Source organism: Streptomyces sp. NPDC002054 (assembly GCF_040296685.1).
Classification (GTDB): domain Bacteria; phylum Actinomycetota; class Actinomycetes; order Streptomycetales; family Streptomycetaceae; genus Streptomyces.
This window is the reverse complement of the sequence record NZ_JBEOXT010000027.1, coordinates 29,298-42,580: the sequence shown is the minus strand read 5'-3', so window position 1 is coordinate 42,580 and position 13,283 is coordinate 29,298. Positions and strand designations below refer to the sequence as shown.

12 protein-coding genes are annotated in these 13,283 nt (G+C 72.2%); 5 read left to right on the top strand and 7 right to left on the bottom strand.

All coding sequences use genetic code 11. From position 1 onward, the window contains the following. Positions 1–18 precede the first annotated feature (18 nt). On the bottom strand, positions 19–876 hold the full coding sequence (map, locus tag ABT123_RS23890; protein WP_351318070.1) for a type I methionyl aminopeptidase: 858 nt from the start codon (positions 874–876) through the stop codon (positions 19–21). A gap of 58 nt (positions 877–934) precedes the next feature. Here map and ABT123_RS23885 point away from each other — a divergent pair, with 58 nt between their 5' ends. Next, the gene (locus tag ABT123_RS23885) at positions 935–1,177 is read left to right on the top strand and encodes a hypothetical protein (RefSeq protein ID WP_351318068.1); all 243 of its coding nucleotides are present in this window, start codon (positions 935–937) and stop codon (positions 1,175–1,177) included. A 58-nt stretch (positions 1,178–1,235) separates the two neighbouring features. Here ABT123_RS23885 and ABT123_RS23880 read toward each other — a convergent pair whose 3' ends face one another. Further along, complete coding sequence (locus ABT123_RS23880) at positions 1,236–1,841, bottom strand: hypothetical protein (protein WP_351318066.1); 606 nt, start codon at positions 1,839–1,841, stop codon at positions 1,236–1,238. Positions 1,842–1,935: 94 nt separating this feature from the next. Between ABT123_RS23880 and npdG the strand changes: the two genes are divergently transcribed. Both npdG and ABT123_RS23870 read left to right on the top strand, forming a co-directional pair. Continuing rightward, entirely contained in the window at positions 1,936–2,640 is a 705-nt protein-coding gene (npdG, locus tag ABT123_RS23875) for an NADPH-dependent F420 reductase (protein WP_351318064.1), read from the top strand. Between the two features lie 98 nt (positions 2,641–2,738). Beyond that, positions 2,739–2,951, top strand: coding sequence for a hypothetical protein (locus tag ABT123_RS23870; RefSeq protein WP_351318062.1), 213 nt, complete (start codon positions 2,739–2,741; stop codon positions 2,949–2,951). Here ABT123_RS23870 and ABT123_RS23865 read toward each other — a convergent pair. Further along, the gene (locus ABT123_RS23865; RefSeq protein WP_351318060.1) at positions 2,941–3,738 is read right to left on the bottom strand and encodes a site-2 protease family protein; all 798 of its coding nucleotides are present in this window, start codon (positions 3,736–3,738) and stop codon (positions 2,941–2,943) included. The two genes, ABT123_RS23870 and ABT123_RS23865, sit on opposite strands and share 11 nt — an antisense overlap. Positions 3,739–3,812: 74 nt before the next feature. Between ABT123_RS23865 and ABT123_RS23860 the strand changes: the two genes are divergently transcribed. Further along, a complete protein-coding gene (locus ABT123_RS23860) occupies positions 3,813–7,193 on the top strand; it encodes an ATP-binding protein (RefSeq protein ID WP_351318058.1) in 3,381 nt (1,126 codons plus the stop codon). Between the two features lie 7 nt (positions 7,194–7,200). Here the strand turns inward: ABT123_RS23860 and ABT123_RS23855 are convergent, their stop codons facing one another. From ABT123_RS23855 to panB, 3 genes are all read right to left on the bottom strand, one after another. After that, positions 7,201–8,058, bottom strand: a complete 858-nt coding sequence (locus ABT123_RS23855) for an ABC transporter permease (protein ID WP_351318056.1) — start codon at positions 8,056–8,058, stop codon at positions 7,201–7,203. After that, the gene (locus ABT123_RS23850) at positions 8,055–9,083 is read right to left on the bottom strand and encodes an ATP-binding cassette domain-containing protein (RefSeq protein WP_351318054.1); all 1,029 of its coding nucleotides are present in this window, start codon (positions 9,081–9,083) and stop codon (positions 8,055–8,057) included. The genes ABT123_RS23855 and ABT123_RS23850 overlap by 4 nt, the downstream gene beginning before the upstream one ends. A gap of 105 nt (positions 9,084–9,188) precedes the next feature. Further along, positions 9,189–10,052 (bottom strand): 3-methyl-2-oxobutanoate hydroxymethyltransferase, encoded by an 864-nt coding sequence (panB, locus tag ABT123_RS23845; protein ID WP_351318052.1) that lies wholly within the window; start codon positions 10,050–10,052, stop codon positions 9,189–9,191. A 307-nt stretch (positions 10,053–10,359) separates the two neighbouring features. Between panB and ABT123_RS23840 the strand changes: the two genes are divergently transcribed. Continuing rightward, a complete protein-coding gene (locus ABT123_RS23840; RefSeq protein WP_351318050.1) occupies positions 10,360–11,388 on the top strand; it encodes an endonuclease/exonuclease/phosphatase family protein in 1,029 nt (342 codons plus the stop codon). Between the two features lie 12 nt (positions 11,389–11,400). Here the strand turns inward: ABT123_RS23840 and ABT123_RS23835 are convergent, their stop codons facing one another. Beyond that, positions 11,401–13,155, bottom strand: a complete 1,755-nt coding sequence (locus ABT123_RS23835) for an NAD+ synthase (protein ID WP_351318048.1) — start codon at positions 13,153–13,155, stop codon at positions 11,401–11,403. Positions 13,156–13,283 lie beyond the last annotated feature (128 nt).

The following is a 13,283-nucleotide window of genomic DNA, read 5'->3' as shown; positions in this document are numbered from 1 at the left end:
GGTAAAACCTCGAAAGACCTACGGGAGTGTGAGGATTTCCGTCCCGCTGTCCGTCACCACCAGGGTGTGCTCGAACTGCGCCGTCCGCTTCCGGTCCTTGGTCACCACGGTCCAGCCGTCCGCCCACATGTCGTACTCGTGCGTGCCCAGGGTCAGCATCGGCTCGATGGTGAAGGTCATCCCGGGCTCGATGACGGTGGTCGCGTGCGGGCTGTCGTAGTGCGGAATGATCAGACCGGAGTGGAAGGACGAGTTGATGCCGTGCCCGGTGAAGTCCCGCACCACGCCGTAGCCGAAGCGCTTCGCGTACGACTCGATGACCCGCCCGATGATGTTGATCTGACGGCCCGGCTTGACGGCCTTGATCGCCCGGTTCAGCGCCTCCCGGGTGCGCTCCACCAGCAGCCGCGACTCCTCGTCCACCTCCCCGCACAGGTAGGTGGCGTTGTTGTCCCCGTGGACCCCGCCGATGTACGCCGTGACGTCCAGGTTCACGATGTCGCCGTCCTGCAGCACCGTGGAGTCCGGGATGCCGTGGCAGATGACCTCGTTCACCGAGGAGCACAGCGACTTCGGGAAGCCCCGGTACCCCAGCGTCGACGGGTAGGCACCGTGGTCGCACATGTACTCGTGCGCCACCCGGTCCAGCTCATCGGTGGTCACCCCGGGTGCGATCAGCTTGGCGGCCTCCTCCATCGCCTGAGCGGCGATCCGGCCGGCGATGCGCATCGCCTCGATGGTCTCGGGCGTCTGCACCTCCGGCCCCTGGTAGGGAGTGGGCGCGGGCTTCCCCACGTACTCGGGCCGGCGGATGTTTCCGGGAACGGAACGGGTGGGAGAGAGCTCCCCTGGTACGAGCAGCGACTGGCCAGACATGCAAGCGAGTGTATCCAGCGGGTTTCGGGCAGCATGGCGGCAGAGGAAGGAGCACCGGATGGCCCTGTTCAAGAAGCGCCAGGTCGGCAAGGCGGGCGAGTGGTACTACTGCCTGGTCCACCACAAGGTCGAGGAGGGGCCGGAGTGCCCGGCCAAGGACCGTTTCGGTCCGTACGAGACCCCGGAGGAGGCGGCCCACGCCATGGAGACCGCGCAGGAGCGCAATCTGGAGTGGCAGACCGACCCCAAGTGGAACGACAAGTCCGGCGAGGAGGACGAAGGCACCGGGACGTCGTCGTAGGACCCGTCCGTGGTCGTACGGGTCCTGCGGGTCCTACGGGTCGTCCGCGGCAGGGGCGCTACCAGCGGCTGGGCGGCGGCGCGGTCAGCTGATCGGCCAGCCGCGCCAGCCGGTCCCGGAACCGCCGCGGGCCGCTGCGCTGCACCGGCAGGGTGTTCTCCCCGGCCGCCGCACCGACCAGGTGCTGCACGGTGTCCAGATCCAGGTCCGCGTCCGCCGGCACCGACAGCGCCTCGTGCGCGAGGCTCCCCAGCTCCCGGTCGCCGCCGTCCAGGGACAGCACCGTGGCCCCCGCCCGGCGCGCCCCGTGCACCCGCTCCAGCAGCCCCTGCCCGGGCTCCTCCGGCGCGACCACCAGCAGCGTCGCCCCGCGCCCGGCCGCCTCCAGCCGCCCCAGCCCGACCGACAGGTGCGGCGGCTCCCCGGGCAGCACCCGGTGCCGCACCAGGGTCGGGGCCAGCTCCGGCAGCCCGGACCAGGCCGCCTCGTCCACCAGATGCGCCGCCAGGTGCCAGGGCTCGTACGCCTCGGTGCCCACCAGCAGCAGCCGGCCGCCGGAGGGCACCACGGATCGCCGCAGCGACCCGGCGAACTGCCGGGCGGCACCCGGCCACTCGGTACCGGCGAGCACCTCGCGCAGCAGCGCGACCCTGACGGCATCCATGCGCCGCATCCTGCCCGACGCCCGGCGCACCCGGGACAGGTTCGCGCCGCCTCACCCGTTCGGCCTTGCGCTACCCGGCAGTACCCTCGCCCCCATGACCTCCACAGACAGCAACAGCAAGCCGCCGGCCAAGGACCCCTGGGACCTCCCGGACGTGTCCGGCCTGGTCGTCGGCGTCCTCGGCGGCACCGGCGACCAGGGCCGCGGCCTCGCCTACCGGCTCGCCCGGGCCGGCCAGAAGGTGATCATCGGCTCCCGGGCCGCCGAGCGCGCCCGGACCGCCGCCGATGAGCTCGGCCTGGGCATCGAGGGCGCCGACAACGCCGAATGCGCCCGCCGCAGCGATGTCGTGATCATCGCGGTGCCGTGGGACGGCCACGCCAAGACCTTGGAAGCGCTGCGCGGGGAACTCGTCGGCAAGCTCGTGATCGACTGCGTCAACCCGCTCGGCTTCGACAAGCAGGGCGCCTACGCCCTCAAGCCGGAGGAGGGCAGCGCCGCCCAGCAGGCCGCCGCCCTGCTGCCCGACTCCCGGGTCACGGCGGCCTTCCACCACCTCTCGGCCGTCCTGCTCCAGGACGAGTCCATCGAGGAGATCGACACCGACGTGATGGTCCTCGGCGAGTCCCGCGCCGACACCGATCTGGTCCAGGCCCTGTGCGCCCGCATCCCGGGCATGCGGGGAGTCTTCTCGGGCCGGCTCCGCAACGCCCACCAGGTCGAATCCCTGGTCGCCAACCTGATCTCGGTCAACCGCCGCTACAAGGCCCACGCCGGCCTGCGCGTCACGGACGTCTGAGCGAAAGCGCAGGGAGGCAGGGGCTTACAGGATCCCTGCGGGGGATGGGGGACACTGGAGGGGCATAACCCCCCAGTGTCCCCGAGGAGCCTCATCCCATGCCCCGCCTTGCCGTGTTCGCCCTTGTCGTCTGCGCGCTCTCCGTGGCCGCGGCCGTGGTCGCCTTCGTGGAGGGCAGTTTCCTCGGGATCATCTGGGTGCTGATGGCCGGGGTGACCTCCAACCTCGCCTACTTCTACCTCCGCAAGGCGAAGGCCGAGAAGGCCGCGCAGGCCGCCCAGGCCGGGGGAGCCGCGCGGATCACTCCGTGACCTGGCAGATCTCCGGGGCGTCCTGCCAGAAGCGGTAGAGGTCCCAGCCGCAGTAGGACTCCAGGTCAGAGACACCGAGCCCGCTCAGCAGGCCGTGCACGAAGTCGAAGAAGAGCCGGTTGACCTCCGGGATCCACAGCAGCGCGAAGACGAGGAGCAGGCCGAACGGCGCCAGCGGCTCCACCTGCCGCCGCACCGAGTACGACAGCCAGGGCTCGATCACCCCGTAGCCGTCCAGGCCCGGCACCGGCAGGAAGTTCAGGATCGCCGCCGAGACCTGGAGCAGGGCCAGGAAGGCCAGCGCGAAGCGGAAGGCGTACGGCACCCCCTCCAGCGCGTCCAGCCAGAACGGCGCGGTGCAGATTGCCGCGAAGGCCACGTTCGTGAGCGGGCCCGCAGCCGAGATCAGGCTGTGCTGCCAGCGCTTGCGGATCCGGCCGCGCTCGATGTACACCGCCCCGCCGGGCAGGCCCAGACCGCCGAGGATCACGAACAGCACCGGCAGCACGATGCTCAGCAGCGCATGGGTGTAGGCGAGCGGGTTGAGCGTCAGGTACCCCTTGGCGCCGACCGTCAGATCGCCGCTGTGCAGCGCCGTGCGGGCATGCGCGTACTCGTGCAGGCAGAGCGAGACGATCCACGCCGAGGTCACGAACAGGAAGATCGCGAGACCGGCGCTGCTGGCATAGCCGGTCCAGACGGCCCAGCCGGTCACGGCCATGATCGCAACGATTCCGAGGAAGACCGGACTGATCTGCCGCTCGCTGCGGCGCGCCGAATGACCCATGCGCCGCAACATACCCGGACGGCCCAGGCTGATATTCACAGGGGCACTGCCGCCCGGGCGGTGACAATGGGTCGGTGCGTTATGCGATTCTCGGGACAACCCAGGCGGAGCGGGACGACGGAAGCCCCGTCGCGCTCGGCGGTGCGCGCCTGCGGGCCCTGCTGACCGCGCTGGCGCTGCGGCCGGGGCGGGCGGTGCCCGCCGAGGTGCTGGTGGCCGATGTGTGGGGCGGGGAGGGGGACGCCGACCCGCCCGCGGATGCGGTCGCGGCGCTCCAGGCGCTGGTCGGCCGGCTGCGGCGGGCCGTCGGGCATGCGGCCGTGGCCTCCGGCGGGCGGGGCTACCGGCTCGCCGCCGACCGCGAGGACGTCGACCTGTTCCGCTTCGAGGACCTGGCCCGCGCCGCCGGCCGCGCCTTGGCGGCCGACGACCCGGGCCGGGCCGAGGAGCTCTACCGCGAGGCTCTCGCGCTCTGGCGGGGCCCCGCCTTCGCCGATCTGCCGGCCGCGGGCCATGAGGCCGCGCGCTGGGAAACCGTACGGATGGACGCCCGCCGGGGCCGGCTCACCGCGGCCGTGGCCCTGGGCCGGGCGGACCGGGTCCTCCCCGAGCTCACCGCCCTCTGCGCGGAACGCCCCCTGGACGAACCCCTGCAGGCCCTGCGGATCAGGGCGCTGCGCGAGACGGGGCGCCCGGCCGAGGCCCTCGCCGCCTACGAGGAGGTCCGCCGCGACCTGGCCGCCCGGCTCGGCACCGACCCCGGCCCGGGCCTGCGCGAGCTCCAGACGGAACTCCTGAACCCGGCCGGCCCACACGGGCCCGCCATACCGGCCGCACCGGCCGCACCGGCCGAAGCGGGACCCGGCGGCTCCGCCGCGCCCGCCGGGAATCTGCGGGCCCGGCTCACCACTTTCGTCGGCCGGGAGGACGACATCCGGCTGATCGGGCAGGACCTCGCCCGGGCCCGCCTGGTCACCCTGCTCGGCCCCGGCGGGGCCGGGAAGACCCGGCTGTCGCAGGAGGCCGCCGAGGCGCACGGCAGCGGCGGCACGACCGGGGGAGCCGGCTGGCCGGACGGGGTGTGGCTGGTCGAGCTCGCGCCGGTCGACGACCCCGACGACGTCGCGGAGGCCACCCTGGCCGCCCTCGGCGCCCGCGAGACGAAACTGCGCGGCAGCGCCGCCGACGAGCTGCGGGCCCTGACCGACCGGACCGGCGACGATCCGCTGGAACGGCTCGCCGAGTTCTGCGCCGGCCGCCGGCTGCTGCTGCTCCTGGACAACTGCGAGCACGTGATCGGCGCGGCGGCACGGCTGGCCGAGGAGGTGCTCGTGCGCTGCCCGGGGGTGCGGATCCTGGCCACCAGCCGGGAGCCCCTCGGCGTGCCCGGCGAACTGCTGCGGCCGGTGGACCCGCTGCCCGACCCCGTCGCCCTGCGGCTGCTCCAGGACCGGGGGGCGGCTGCCCGGCCCGGATTCAGCGTGGCCGACGACCCGGCCGCCGCCGCGGAGATCTGCCGCCGGCTGGACGGACTGCCGCTGGCCATCGAGCTGGCCGCGGCCCGGCTGCGGCTGCTCTCCCCGCGGCAGATCGCCGACCGGCTCGACAACCGGTTCCGGCTGCTGACCAGCGGGAGCCGTACGGTACTGCCCCGCCAGCAGACCCTGCGCGCGGTGGTCGACTGGTCCTGGGACCTGCTGGACGAGCACGAACGCACCGTGCTGCGCCGGCTGTCGGTGTTCGCCGGCGGCTGTGACCTGGCCGCGGCCGAGGCCGTCTGCGCGGACCCGGCCACCGGGGGAGCGGGTGCCGCCGCCGGTGCCGCCGCCGACGTGGCCGGGCAGCTCGGCGCCCTCGTCGACAAATCCCTGGTCGTGGCCACCCCCGCGGCCGAGGGGGAGATGCGCTACCGGCTGCTGGAGACCGTCGGCGAATACGCCGCCGAGCGGCTCGCCGAAACCCCCGGGGACAAGGCCGACACCGAGCACCGGCATCTGGTCCACTACCGGGAACTGGCCCGGACCACCGAGCCGTTGTTCCGCGGCCGGCGGCAGCGCGCCGCCGCCCGGACCATCGCCACCGAGTACGAGAACCTCCGCACCGCCATGCGCCGCGCCATCGCCGCGGAGGAGGCGGACGAAGCCCTCTGCCTGGTGCACAGCCTGGTCTGGTACTGGCACATGCACGACCTCCGCACCGAATCCCGGCACTGGTCCGAGGCCACCGCCGCCCTCGGCCCCGACCCCTTCCAACAGCCGGTGGTCCCGGCCCTGCCGGTCTACGACCGGATCGTCGACACGCCCCCGCCCTATACCGGCGAGCTGCTCACCGAGGCCTGGCGCGGCATCCAGATGATCCGGCTCGCCTCCCGCGACCAGAGCAAGGCCGACTGGAACGCCCCCGATGTACGGGTCCAGCTGGACGGGATGCTGGAGGCCTACGTCCCCGGCATGCCGCAGACCTGCCGGGCCCCCGCCGCACTGTGGGTCTTCGCCGTGATGATCGCCGGGGATACGGTGCTGCTCCAGCAGGTCATCAACGCCACCGTGGACACCGCCCGGGGGCTCGGCCACCGCTGGGAGCTGGCCTCCGCGCTCCAGCTGCGCGCCAATGTGATGTCCAACCGGGCCGACTGGGCCGGGAACGTGGCCCGCGACGCCGAGGAGAGCCTGGCGGTCTTCCGGGATCTCGGTGACGACTGGGGCTGCGCCGAGGCGCTCGCGGCCCGCGCCGAATCGAGGGAGAAGCGGGGGGAGTACGTCCGCGCCGCCGAGGATTTCCGGGCCGCCATCCGGCACGCCGAACGGCTCGGCGCCCAGGGCCAGGTCACGGTGCTGCGGGTGCGGCTGGCCGGGGCGCTCTCGGAGCAGGGCGAGAGCGAGGCGGCGGAGGGGGAGGAGATCCTCACCGAGATCGTCGGCGGACGGCAGCGGTTCGGCAACGAGGCCATGCCGGCCGCCCGGATGTTCCTCGCCACCCGGTTCGGCCGGACCGGCCGGCTCGCCGAGGCCCGGGCCCAGCTGGAGCTCCTGACCGAGGAGTTCTCGTACGGCGTGTACGCCGTGTTCGACGCCTACGTGTTCGCGGTGACGGCCTGGCTGAACAACCAGGAGGGCGCGTACGAACACACCCGTACGGTGCTCCGGCAGGCCCTGGTCACCATGCGGGACCCGCTCGCCCTGCTGGTGGCCCCGCAGATGCCGGCGGTCTTCCTGATGATGGGAGCCGCGGCGCTGGCCGGGCTCGGGGGGCCGGAGCGGGCCGCCGATGCGGCCCGGCTGCTCGGCGCCTACCGGGCCCTGCTGCCGGAGCGCCATGTGCCCGTCGTCACCGAACGGGAAGACGCCGCCCGGGCCGAGGAACTGGCCCGGAAGGCGCTCGGCGACACCGCGTACGAGGCGGCGTACGCCGAGGGCGGCGGCCTCACCCTGGAGGAGGCCACCGCCCTCGTCTGACGCGAGGTCAGGTCTTGCTGCGGAACTTGCGGACCGCCAGCGGGGCGGTGACCGCGGTGATGCCGACCGCCCAGGCCAGGGTGATCAGCACCGGCTGGGCGACGGCGCCCTGGTCGTTGATCAGGGCGCGGGCCGCGTCGGCCAGGTTGGACAGCGGGTTGACGTCGGTGAAGGCCTGCAGCCAGCCCGGCATCGAGGTGGTCGGGGCGAAGATCGAGCTGCCGAACTGCAGCGGCATCAGCACCAGCATCGCCATGCCCTGGACCGCCTGCGGGGTCTTCATGGCCAGACCCAGCAGGATGAAGATCCACATCAGCGAGGCGCCGAAGACCATGGACAGGCCCACGGCGGCCAGCAGCTGGAACACCGAGCCGTGCAGGGTCAGGCCCAGGATGAAGCCCATGATCAGCAGGACGGTCATGGCGACGAGCATCCGGCCGATCTCGACCACGATCTTCGCGATCAGCACCGAGGAGCGGGCGATCGGCATGGCCCGGAACCGGTCCATCACGCCCTTCTTGAAGTCGTCGTTGACGCCGGTGCCCACCGCCATCGCGATGTTCATGCCCATCATGGCCATCAGGCCGGGGATGAGGTAGTTGACGTAGACGTCCTGGTTGCCCGGGCCGGCGATCGCGCCGCCGAACACGAACACGAACAGCAGCGTGAAGATGATCGGCATGAACAGGACGTCGAACATCGACTCGGGGTCCTGCTTGATCTGCAGGGTGTTGCGGCGCGCCAGCGCGCCGATGTGCCGCAGATGGGCCCGCAGCCCGAGCCGGCCCTCGGTGGCCGGAGCCGCCGCCGGGGAGGCCGCGGGAGCGGCGTCGGCGTCGGTGCGCGTGGTGGTGACGGTGCTCATGCCGCGACCTCCTTGAGGGGCTCGGTGGGCTCGATGGACTCGGCCTTGTGGCCGGTGATGGACAGGAAGACCTCGTCCAGGCTCGGCAGGTAGGTGCCGAGATCGGCGATCGCATACCCGCGGGCCGCCAGCAGGCCGACCACGGCGGTCAGCTGCTCGTCGCTCAGGATCGGCACCAGCAGGACGCCCTCGTCCGGGACGGCCTGGGAGCCGGCCACCCCGTCCAGGCCGGCCTCGGCCAGCGACCGGGCCATGCCGGGCAGGTCCGACGGGTCCACCGGGCGGATCCGCAGGGTCCGGCCGCCGACCCGGGCCTTGAGCTCGTCCACCTTGCCGTTGGCGATGACCCGGCCCTTGTCGATCACGGTCAGCTCGCTCGCGAGCTGCTCCGCCTCCTCCATGTACTGGGTGGTGAGCAGCACCGTGGCCCCCTCGGCCACCATCCGCTGGACCTCGTCCCAGACCTCGTTGCGGGTCCGCGGGTCGAGGCCGGTGGTCGGCTCGTCCAGGTAGAGCACCGCCGGGTTGCCGATCATGGAGGCGGCCAGGTCCAGGCGCCGGCGCATACCACCCGAGTAGTTCATCGCGGGCTTCTTGGCCGCGTCGGTGAGCGAGAACCGCTCCAGCAACTCGTCCGCCCGGCGGCGGGCTTCCTTGCGGGGGAGATCGAGCAGCCGCCCGATCATGTACAGGTTCTCCCAGCCGGAGAGCTTCTCGTCGACCGAGGCGTACTGCCCGGTCAGGCCGATGGTGCGGCGCAGCTGCCGCGGCTGGCGGACCACGTCGTAGCCCGCGACGGTCGCCCGGCCCGCGTCCGGGACGATCAGGGTGGACAGGCAGCGCACCAGGGTGGTCTTGCCGGCGCCGTTGGGGCCGAGCACGCCGAGGACCGTGCCCTCACGGACATCCAGGTCCACGCCGTCCAGTGCTTTGGTCTCGCCGTAGTGCTTGACCAGTCCCCGGACCTCCACGGCGTTCGTCACGCCGCTCTGGGGGTTCTTGTCGATTCGCGTCATGCCCCCCATGAGAACAGCCGCCACCGACAACGCACCGACAGGCTGCCGACAGCCCTCCGACGCGGAGATGTCGGAGGGCTGTCGGACCCGGTCGGAGCTATGGAGCTATCGGAGCTAGTGGACGCTGTGCTCTTCCAGGGGGAACGTTCCGCCCACCACGTCCTCGGCGAAGGCCCGGGCCGCATCCGTCATGGTGCCGCGCAGATCGGCGTACTGCTTCACGAACCGCGGCATCTTCCCGCCGGTCAGGCCCATCATGTCGGTCCACACCAGCACCTGGGCGTCGCACTCCGCGCCGGCGCCGATGCCGACCGTCGGGATGTGCAGCGATCGGGTCACCTCGGCGGCCAGCTCGGCCGGAACCAGTTCGAGGACCACCGCAAAGGCGCCCGCGTCCTGCGCCGCCTTGGCGTCCCGCAGCAGGCGGTGCGCAGCCTCGTCCCCGCGGCCCTGCACCCGGTACCCCATGGCGTTCACCGACTGCGGGGTCAGGCCCAGGTGGGACATGACCGGGATGCCGGCCTGCACGATCAGCTCGGTCTGCGCGAGCGAGCGCTCGCCGCCCTCCAGCTTGACCGCGCCGACCCCGGCCTCCTTGACCAGGCGGGTGGCGCTGCGCAGCGCCTGCACCGGGCCCTCCTGGTACGAGCCGAACGGCATGTCGCCGATGACCAGCGCCCGGCTGGTGCCGCGTACAACCGCCGCCGACAGCATGGTCATCTGGTCCATGGTGACCGGGACGGTGGTGTCGTAGCCGAGGTGGCAGTTGCCCATCGAGTCGCCGACGAGGATGACCGGGATGCCGGCCTCGTCGAACACGGACGCGGTCATCGCGTCGTAGGCGGTGAGCATGGGCCACTTCTCGCCGCGTTCCTTGGCGAGGGTGAGGTCGCGGACGGTGATGCGCCGGGAACCCTTTCCTCCGTAGAGGACGGGCCCGGAGGTCTCGCGCGCAGGCGAAACGGAGGCATGCGTCATTGCAACTGCTCCTTGTGTCATCTCGAGGCACCCTGACGGTGTCCCCGGACTCACCCACCATGGTTGCACCCGCCCGGGCCGGGGCGGAAGTGGCCGTGGGCCGTGCGCCGGACACGGGGGGCCACTCGCGCCCATACGGCGGCACGCGCGGGTGAATGTGCGCGTTTCGTGACAAGGGGAACCCTTGTGCCAGGGCCCTTCGTCCTCCCGGTCGTAGGAACCGGAACGGACGGCACGAACAGCTCCCGGTATCGCCTAGGGTCAAGGGGCGTAAACGGAGCGCGAGCACGGCAGTGAGGGCAGTGGCATGGCACAGGCGTATATGACGGACACCGGGAACGGCGGCTCGGAGCCCGAGCCCTCCGGATCCCGCGTCCGGCGCCGGCTCGCCGAACTGCGCCGGGACCCCGGAATCTGGCGGCGGGGGCTCCTCCTCGCTTCGGTGGCCGTACTGCTGTCGCTGGTGATGCTCTTCCACGCCCACCTGCCGAACGACATCGGCAACCTCGGCAGCCTCATCGAGACCTTCCTCCCCTGGCTGGGCCTGGCCGTACCGCTGCTGCTGGCGGGCGCGGTCTGGCGGAAGTCGGCGACCGCGCTCATTGCGATACTGCTGACCGCCGTCGTCTGGGTGAACCTGTTCGGCGGACTGGTCACCGACAAGTCCGGCGGCGGCGGGAACCTGACCGTGGCCACCCACAACGTGGACGCCGACAACGCCGACCCGCGCGGCACCGCGGAGTCGGTCGCGACCTCCGGGGCCGATGTGCTGGCCCTGACCGAGCTCAAGGCGAGCGCGGTGCCCGTCTACGAGCGCGCGCTGGCCGCCACGTACCCCTACCACGCCGTCGAGGGCACGGTCGGGGTATGGAGCAAGTACCCCCTGACCAGCACCCTTCCGGTGGACATCAAGATGGGCTGGACCCGGGCGATGCGCACCACCGTGAAGACCGAGCAGGGGCAGGTGGCGGTGTTCGTCGCGCACCTGCCCTCGGTACGGGTCAAGCTGAACGCCGGCTTCACCGCCAACCAGCGCGACAACAGCGCCGAGGCCCTCGGTCAGGCCCTGGTCTCCGAACCGCTGCGGAAGGTCATCCTGCTCGGCGACCTCAACGGCACCATGAACGACCGGGCCCTGTCCCCGGTGACTTCGCAGATGCGCTCCACCCAGGGCGCGGCCGGCGACGGCTTCGGCTTCAGCTGGCCGGCCGAGTTCCCGATGGCCCGGATCGACCAGATCATGGTCCGCGGGATCAAGCCGGAAGCCTCCTGGACCCTGCCGCGCACCAGCAGCGACCACCTGCCGATCGCCGCCCGCCTCACGCTGAAGCCGTAGGCATAGACCTCGCTACGGGCGCTCGCGCCAGCCGTTGGTGATGGGCAGCCGGCGGTCCTTGCCGAAGCCCTTCGCGGAGATCTTGGTGCCCGGCGGGTACTGCCGGCGCTTGTACTCCGCCGTGTCCACCATGCGCAGGGTCTTCGCCACCAGCTCCGCGTCGAACCCGGCCGCCACGATCGCGGCCATCCCCTGGTCCCGGTCGACGTACCGCTCCAGGATCGCGTCCAGCACCGGATAGTCCGGTAGCGAGTCGGTGTCCACCTGGTCCGGGCGCAGCTCGGCGCTCGGCGGCTTCTCGATGGAGCTCTCCGGGATCGGCGGGGTCTCGTCCCGGTCCGCGGCGGCCCGGTTGCGCCAGCGGGCGAGCCGGAAGACGTCCGTCTTGTAGACGTCCTTGATCGGTCCGTACGCGCCGACCGAGTCGCCGTAGAGCGTGGAGTAGCCGACCGCCAGCTCGGACTTGTTGCCCGGGGCCAGCACGAGGTGGCCCTCCTGGTTGGAGACGGCCATGAGCAGGGTGCCGCGCAGCCGGGACTGGAGGTTCTCCTCGGCGAGGCCGGTGAGCCCCAGCGATCCCATGTACGCGTCGAACATCGGCTCGATGGAGACGGTGCGGAAGTTCAGGCCGGTCCGGCGGGCCAGCTCGGCCGCGTCGTCCCGGGAGTGGTCCGAGGAGTACTTGGAGGGCATCGAGATGCCGTACACGTTCTCTGCGCCGACCGCATCGCAGGCGAGGGCGGCGACCAAGGCGGAGTCGATACCTCCGGAGAGCCCGATCAGGACCGATCGGAAGCCGTTCTTCCGGATGTACGCGCGCAGGCCCACGACCAGCGCCTCGTACACCTCCTCCGCGTCGTCGAGCCGGTCGGCGTAGCCGCCCGTGACGACCGGCTCGTACGGGGCCGGGGGCTCCGCGGAGAGCACGACCCGGTCGATCCGCAGGCCGTCGTCGACCACCCCCTCGGGGGCGTCCGGGGCGGCGGCCGGCAGGTCCAGGTCGATCAGCACGCAGCCCTCGGAGAACTGCGGGGCGCGGGCGAGGACCTCGCCGTCCCGGTCGACCACGATCGAGTCGCCGTCGAAGACGAGCTCGTCCTGGCCGCCCATCATCGCCAGGTAGGCGAGGGTGCAGCCGGCCTCCTGGGCGCGTTTGCGCACCAGTTTCAGGCGGGCGTCGTCCTTGTTCCGCTCGTACGGCGAGGCGTTGACCGAGATCAGCAGCCCGGCCCCGGCGGACCGGGTGGCCGGGACCCGGCCGCCGTCCTGCCAGAGGTCCTCGCAGATGGCCAGGGCCACGTCCACTCCGTGCACCCGGATCACCGGCTGGGTGTTGCCGGGGACGAAGTAGCGGAACTCGTCGAACACCCCGTAGTTGGGGAGGTGGTGCTTGGCGAAGCGCAGTGCGATCCCGCCCCGGTGCAGGACGGCGGCGGCGTTCTCGGGGGCGCCGGCCGGGCGGCCGAGCCGGGGCTCGGCGCGCTCGGCCCGGTCCAGGTATCCGACGATCACCGGGAGTTCCCCGAGCCCCTCGGTGGCGAGCCGCCCCGCGAGCTCGCGCAGGGCGGTCCGGGAGGCTTCGACGAAGGATTCGCGGAGGGCGAGGTCCTCGACGGGGTAGCCGGTCAGCGCCATTTCGGGGAACGCCACCAGGTGGGCGCCCTGCTCGGCGGAGTGCCGGGTCCAGTGCAGGATCGAGTCGGCGTTGGCCGCGATGTGGCCGACGTGCGCGTCGATCTGATTCAGCGCGAGGCGAAGTTGAGGCACGGATCCAGTGTAATCGTCTTTCTGACGCGATGTCCTGGGATCCGTGCCGTGCGCCTGGCGGCGGGCCGGGCCTTGGCTGCTTGGCCAGGGCCTGGCCGGGCGCGCCCGGCCCGGCGGGCCTGGCTGGG